Below are 7,097 nucleotides of genomic sequence, written 5' to 3'. Positions count from 1 at the left end.
GCCCGGTGATCCCGCGCGGCGAGCCGTTCGGGTTGGCCGGGTAGCCTTCGGTGACCTTGCCGTGGTTGTCGACGAAACGCAGGGCCACGGTACCGGACAGGTCGGCTTCCAGCAGTGCTTCTTCGCTGGCGAATTCCGCATGGCCTTCACCGTGGGCGATGGCGATTGGCATGCGCGAACCGGCCATGCCTTGCAGGAAGATCGAGTTGGATTCCTGTACCTGGACCATCGCAACACGGGCTTCGAACTGCTCGGAGCGGTTACGTACGAAGTGCGGCCAGAACTCGCTGCCCGGGATCAGTTCGCTGAGGTTGGACATCATCTGGCAACCGTTGCACACACCCAGGGTGAAGCTGTCATTACGCTCGAAGAAGCCCTGGAACGCGTCACGGGCACGGCTGTTGAACAGGGCCGACTTGGCCCAGCCCTCACCGGCACCCAGTACGTCGCCGTAGGAGAAACCACCGCAGGCAACCAGGCCTTTGAACTCATTGAGGTCGACGCGACCGGCGAGGATGTCGCTCATGTGCACGTCGATCGCATTGAAGCCGGCACGGTCGAACGCTGCCGCCATTTCCACCTGGCCGTTGACGCCCTGCTCACGCAGTACGGCCACTTGTGGGCGGATGCCTTTCTTGATGTAAGGCGCGGCGATGTCCTGGTTGACGTCGAAGCTGAGCTTGGTGCTCAGGCCCGGGTTGTCTTCTTCCAGGATCACGTCGAATTCCTGCTCGGCGCAGTCGGCGTTGTCACGCAGGCGCTGGATCTGGTAGCTGGTCTCGGCCCACTGGCGTTGCAGCAGGCGGCGCTGGCCTTCAAACACGGTTTCGCCGTTGAAGACGATGTTGATTTCACCGTTGTTGATCGGCTGGCCAATCACGGCCACGCAGTCGCCCAGGCCAGCGGCGCTGAACTGTGCGAGTACGTCTGGCGTTGCGTCCTGGCGAACCTGGATCACGGCGCCCAGCTCTTCGTTGAACAGGATTGCTGCGATGTCAGCGGAAGTTTCTGCCAGGCCATCGAGGTTCAGGCTCAGGCCGCAGTGACCGGCGAAGGCCATTTCCACGGCGCTGGTCAGCAAACCACCGTCGGAACGGTCGTGGTAAGCCAGCAGGTGGCCGTCGGCGTTCAGGCCCTGGATCACGGCGAAGAAAGCTTTCAGGTCTTCGGCGTCGTCGACGTCCGGGGCCTGCTTGCCGAGCTTGCCGTGCACCTGGGCAAGGATCGAGGCACCCATGCGGTTCTGACCGCGACCGAGGTCGATCAGGATCAGGTCGGTGGTGCCCTTGTCCATGCGCAGTTGCGGGGTCAGGGTCTGGCGAATGTCGGTGACTGGCGCAAAGCCGGTAACGATCAGCGACAGCGGCGAGGTGACGCTCTTGTCCACGCCTTCATCGTTCCAGCGGGTGGCCATGGACATGGAGTCCTTGCCCACCGGAATGGTGATGCCCAGCTCAGGGCACAGCTCCATGCCGACCGCTTTCACGGTGTCGTACAGGCGCGCATCTTCACCCGGGTGACCGGCAGCGGACATCCAGTTGGCCGACAGCTTGATGTCGGAGATCTTGGCAATACGCGAAGCCGCGATGTTGGTCAGGGTTTCGCCGATGGCCATGCGGCCCGACGCCGGGGCATCCAGCAGCGCCAGCGGAGTGCGCTCGCCCATGGCCATGGCTTCACCGGTGTACACGTCGAAGCTGGTGGCGGTGACGGCAACGTCAGCCACCGGGACCTGCCACGGGCCGACCATTTGATCACGGGCAACCAGACCGGTGATGGTGCGGTCGCCGATGGTGATCAGGAAGCTTTTGCTGGCAACGGCCGGGTGGTGCAGGACGCGCTCCACGCAGTCGGCGATGGCCAGGGTCGATGGATCGAAATCGTCGCCCAGTTCGTTTTCACGCACGGCCGAACGGTGCATGCGCGGGGCTTTGCCCAGCAGCACTTCCAGCGGCATGTCCACCGGGCTGTTGCCGAAGTGGCTGTCGGTGACCGTCAGTTGCGGCTCGGCAGTGGCTTCGCCGACTACCGCAAACGGGCAGCGCTCGCGCTCGCAAATCGCCTGGAAGCGTTCGAAGTCTGCAGGACCTACCGCCAACACGTAGCGTTCCTGGGATTCGTTGCTCCAGATTTCGTGCGGGGCCATGCCCGGCTCGTCGTTTGGAATGTTGCGCAGTTCGAAACGGCCGCCACGGTCGCCATCGTTGACCAGTTCCGGGAAGGCGTTGGACAAGCCACCTGCGCCGACGTCGTGGATGAAGCTGATGGGGTTTTTGTCACCCAGTTGCCAGCAACGGTCGATGACTTCCTGGCAACGGCGTTCCATCTCAGGGTTTTCACGCTGTACGGAAGCGAAGTCCAGGTCGGCCGAGCTGGTGCCGGTGGCCATGGAGGAAGCGGCGCCGCCGCCCAGGCCGATCAGCATCGCCGGGCCACCGAGGACGATCAGCTTGGAGCCGACCAGAATCTCGCCTTTCTGTACGTGTTCGGCGCGGATGTTGCCCATGCCGCCGGCCAACATGATTGGCTTGTGGTAACCGCGCACTTCATCGCCACGGGGGGTGGTGATGGATTGCTCGAAAGTACGGAAGTAACCGGTCAGGGCCGGACGCCCGAATTCGTTGTTGAACGCGGCGCCGCCCAGCGGGCCTTCGATCATGATGTCCAGCGCGGTGACGATGCGCTCAGGCTTGCCGTACGGCACTTCCCACGGCTGTTCGAAGCCCGGGATCTGCAGGTTGGACACGGTGAAGCCGGTGAGGCCAGCCTTTGGCTTGGCGCCACGACCGGTTGCACCTTCGTCGCGAATCTCGCCGCCGGAACCGGTGGCTGCGCCCGGGAACGGGGCAATCGCGGTCGGGTGGTTGTGGGTCTCGACTTTCATCAGGATGTGCACCGGCTCCTGCACCGCGCCGTACTGGCGGGTCTCAGGGTCCGGGAAGAAACGGCCGGCGACGGAGCCGACGATGACCGAGGCGTTGTCTTTATAAGCCGACAGAACGCCTTCGCTGTGCATCACGTAGGTGTTCTTGATCATGCCGAACAGGCTTTTTTCCTGGCTCTGGCCGTCGATGTCCCAACTGGCGTTGAAGATCTTGTGACGGCAGTGCTCGGAGTTCGCCTGGGCGAACATCATCAGTTCGATGTCGTGGGGGTTGCGCTTCAGGCCGATGAAGGCGTTGACCAGGTAGTCAATTTCGTCTTCGGCCAGGGCCAGGCCCAGTTCGGTGTTGGCGGTTTCCAGGGCGGCGCGACCGCCACCGAGCACGTCAATCGCGGTCAGCGGCTTGGGCTCGGCGTGGCTGAACAGACCGGCAGCCTGTTCCAAATGGCCCACGATGATCTGGGTCATGCGGTCGTGCAGGCTGCTGGCGATCAGCTCGGCCTCGGCCTCGCTGAACTGGCCTGCTACATAGAAGGCAATCCCGCGTTCCAGGCGCTGGATTTTGTCCAGGCCGCAGTTGCGGGCGATGTCGCTGGCCTTGCTCGACCAGGGCGAGATGGTGCCGAATCGTGGCAGGACCAGGAACAAGCGGCCGTTAGGCTCTTGAACAGGAACGCTGGGACCGTACTTCAGAAGGCGCGCCAGCACTTGCTGTTCGTCGGCGGTCAAAACGCCGGTAACGTCGGCGAAGTGAGCAAATTCAGCATACAAGCCACTGACAGAAGGTACCTTCTGGCTCAGTTGCTCAAGGAGTTTGCTGTGGCGAAAGGCAGAAAGGGCAGGAGCGCCGCGCAGGATCAACATCTTCGGGACAGCCTCGGGAAGGGGGTGTGCTTTGAGGCCGTGCATTCTAGCGTAAACCGTCGCCAACGGCACCCGAAACGGCACCAGTGGCCGCAGCCGGACGTCAGTTGGCATAAATCGCACGATATCATATGGCCATACAAGCTATTCCGGGCAGTTATTTTAACCGTCACAATCGGCTGCCAAGCCCCGTTTCTGCGGGCTGCAGCCAAGGTTTACGGGCGCTAGCAGACAAGTGCCCCGCTGTCGAGATATGGCGCCGAGGGTCCTTTGCGTATACTGCGCAGATGTTCTCCCCTACTGCTTTACGCCCGCGATGCGCCAAATGGCTCTTCGTTACCGGACTCTTCCTGCTGCTCAGTGCGTGTGTGGATAAACCCAACACGCTCGAGCGAATCAAGGAGGATGGCGTATTGCGGGTGGTCACCCGAAACAGTCCGGCCACTTATTTCCAGGACCGTAACGGCGAAACCGGCTTCGAATACGAACTGGTAAAACGTTTTGCCGACGAGTTGGGGGTAAAGCTCGAGATCGAGGCGGCCGACAACCTGGATGACCTGTTCTCGCAGATCGGCAAACCCAACGGCCCGGTACTGGCCGCCGCCGGCCTGGTCAGCAGTGAGCAGCGTCGCCAGCAAGTGCGTTTCTCCCACCCTTATCTGGAAGTCACCCCGCAGATCATCTACCGCAACGGCCAGTCCCGGCCGACCACCGCGGCAGACCTGGTGGGCAAGAAGATCATGGTGCTCAAGGGCAGCACCCACGCCGAGCAACTGGCGCAGCTGAAAAAACAGTTTCCCGGGATTGACTACGAAGAGTCCGACGCCGTTGAGGTGGTCGACCTGCTGCGCATGGTGGATGAGGGCCAGATCGACCTGACCCTGGTGGACTCCAACGAAGTGGCGATGAACCAGGTGTACTTCCCCAACGTGCGGGTGGCCTTTGACCTCGGTGACGCCAGTCATCAAGCCTGGGCGGTCGCCGCCGGTGAAGACAACAGCCTGCTCAACGAGGTCAACAACTACCTCGACAAGGTGGAAAAGAACGGCACGCTGCAACGCCTGAAAGATCGCTATTACGGGCACGTCGATGTACTCGGCTACATGGGCGCCTACACCTTCGCCCAGCATCTGCAGCAGCGCCTGCCCAAATACGAGAAACACTTCCGGGCCTATGCCAAGGAAGAAAAGGTCGACTGGCGCCTGCTGGCGGCCATCGGCTACCAGGAATCACTCTGGCAGCCGGCGGTGACCTCCAAGACCGGCGTGCGCGGCCTGATGATGCTGACCCAGAACACGGCGCAGGCCATGGGCGTGTCCAACCGCCTGGACGCCAAGCAGAGCATCATGGGCGGCGCCAAGTACCTGGCCAAGATCAAGGATGAGCTGGACGACAAGATTGCCGAGCCGGACCGCACCTGGTTTGCCCTGGCGGCGTACAACGTCGGCACCGGCCATTTGGACGACGCGCGCAAGCTGGCCGAAAAAGAAGGCCTGAACCCGAACAAGTGGCTGGACGTGAAGAAGATGCTGCCGCGCCTGTCGCAGAAGCAGTGGTACAGCAAGACGCGTTATGGCTATGCCCGTGGCGGTGAGCCCGTGCATTTTGTGGCGAACATCCGGCGTTACTACGACATTCTGACGTGGGTGACGCAGCCGCAGCTGGAAGGCAACCAGGTGGTCGAAGGCAACCTGCATGTGCCGGGTGTGGACAAGACCAAGCCGACGGAAGAAACCCCGCCGCTGTAATCCCCCGATTATCCAAACACCACAAAACCAATGTGGGAGCGGGCTTGCTCGCGAAGGCGGTGGTTCAGCCAGCACATGGATTGACTGACACACCGCCTTCGCGAGCAAGCCCGCTCCCACATTTGATCTTCGTCGTCTTATAGAGCGGTGTTCAGGCCGGTAAGCAGGTGCACCACCCCACCCGCCAACACCATCACGCCCGGCACGCCTGCCGCCTTGAGCGCCTGCGCATCCAACCGCCCCGCATCCTGCAACTGCACCCGCACCCGGGTCAGTGCTACTCGCTGCTGCGACTTGAGATTCTCCGCGCCGCCCAGCGCATTCAGCACTGCCGGGGCCAACAGTGTTTCGCTCACTGGAGCTGCCTGCGGCGTCTCAAGCACCAGATCCGGCGTCAGGGCCTTCCAGAACGCCCGCTGAAATTTCTCGAACATGTCAGTTCTCCACAACCAATGAGGTTTCAACGGTAGCCGCGTGGTACAGGCGCAACGCCTCGCGAACCTGCGACGCTTCTTCCAGGCCCAGCACCTGGCGGGCGATGGATTGGCAGTCCGCCAGGTCCAGCTCGCGCACGGTAGCCTTGATGGTCGGGATCAGCGGCACGCTGACCGACAACTCATCCACCCCCAGCCCGATCAGCACCGGCACCGCCAGCGCTTCAGACGCCAACGCCCCACACACGCCGACCCACTTGCCATGGGCATGGGCCGCCTTGACGGTGGTGGCGATCAGGCGCAGCACCGCCGGGTGAAAGCTGTCGGCCTGGCTGGCGAGGCGCGGGTGATCGCGATCCATGGCCAGGGTGTATTGGGTCAGGTCGTTGGTGCCGATGGAGAAGAAATCCACCTCCGGCGCAAACAGATCGGCCATCAATGCCGCCGATGGCACTTCGATCATGATTCCCAGCTTCGGCAGTTCCGTCAGCCCCAGGGCCAGCGCTTCCTCTTCAAGAATCTGCCGCGCCAGGCGCAGCTCCGAGAGCAGGCTGACCATCGGCAACATGATGTGCAAACGGGCGAAACCGGCACTGGCGAGAATTGCACGGAATTGTTCACGCAACAGTTCCGGGCGCTCCAGGCACAGGCGAATCCCGCGCAGGCCAAGGAACGGGTTGGTCTCGCTGTCCATCGGCACATAGGCCAACGGCTTGTCGCCACCAACGTCGAGGGTGCGCACCACCAGATTGCGCTGCGGGCCCAATGCACGGGCGATGGCGCTGTAGGTGCCCGCCTGCTCCTCGGGGCTCGGCGCGCGGTTGCGGTCCAGGTAGAGGAACTCGGAACGCAGCAAACCAACGCCTTCGCCCCCCAGGGACAATGCCTGCTCCACCTCCTGCAACGATGCGACGTTGGCCGTCACTTCGACGTGATGACCGTCGCGGGTCGTAGCGGGCAACGACGCCTGCTCCACTTCCCGCTGGCGGCGCAGCACTTGTTGTTGGCGGCTGGCTTGCAAGTGTTCGATCTCGGCCAGGTCCGGGTCCAGGTGCAACTCGCCCTTGTCGGCATCCAGCAGCACTTGCTTGCCGTTGGCCAGTTCCAGCACCTGCGCCGACACCCCGCAGATGGCCGGCAAGCCAAGGGCGCGGGCGAGAATGGCGA

4 protein-coding genes are annotated in these 7,097 nt (G+C 62.7%); 1 reads left to right on the top strand and 3 read right to left on the bottom strand.

Going from position 1 to position 7,097, the window contains the following annotated elements:
• Window positions 1-3,748 (bottom strand): phosphoribosylformylglycinamidine synthase (purL, locus tag HX846_RS26470; protein ID WP_178966407.1); only part of this gene is annotated, 3,748 nt, incomplete at its 3' end.
• 287 nt (window positions 3,749-4,035) lie between these two features.
• Here purL and mltF point away from each other — a divergent pair.
• A complete protein-coding gene (gene mltF / locus HX846_RS26465) occupies window positions 4,036-5,496 on the top strand; it encodes a membrane-bound lytic murein transglycosylase MltF (protein WP_177008154.1) in 1,461 nt (486 codons plus the stop codon).
• Between the two features lie 137 nt (window positions 5,497-5,633).
• Here mltF and HX846_RS26460 read toward each other — a convergent pair whose 3' ends face one another.
• On the bottom strand, window positions 5,634-5,930 hold the full coding sequence (locus tag HX846_RS26460) for a PTS transporter subunit EIIB (protein WP_003209625.1): 297 nt from the start codon (window positions 5,928-5,930) through the stop codon (window positions 5,634-5,636).
• A 1-nt stretch (window position 5,931) separates the two neighbouring features.
• Window positions 5,932-7,097: phosphoenolpyruvate--protein phosphotransferase (ptsP, locus tag HX846_RS26455; protein WP_178966406.1), on the bottom strand; the 1,166-nt coding region annotated here is incomplete at its 5' end.

Source organism: Pseudomonas sp. K5002 (assembly GCF_013386655.1).
Lineage (GTDB): Bacteria > Pseudomonadota > Gammaproteobacteria > Pseudomonadales > Pseudomonadaceae > Aquipseudomonas.
Note: the sequence above shows the minus strand (reverse complement) of the source record. Positions and strands in the feature narration are given on the sequence as shown.

Excerpts from the sequence above, each read along its gene's own strand:
- mltF (WP_177008154.1), top strand. The coding sequence starts at position 4,036 with ATGTTCTCCCCTACTGCTTTACGCCCGCGATGCGCCAAATGGCTCTTC.
- HX846_RS26460 (WP_003209625.1), bottom strand. The coding sequence starts at position 5,930 with ATGTTCGAGAAATTTCAGCGGGCGTTCTGGAAGGCCCTGACGCCGGAT.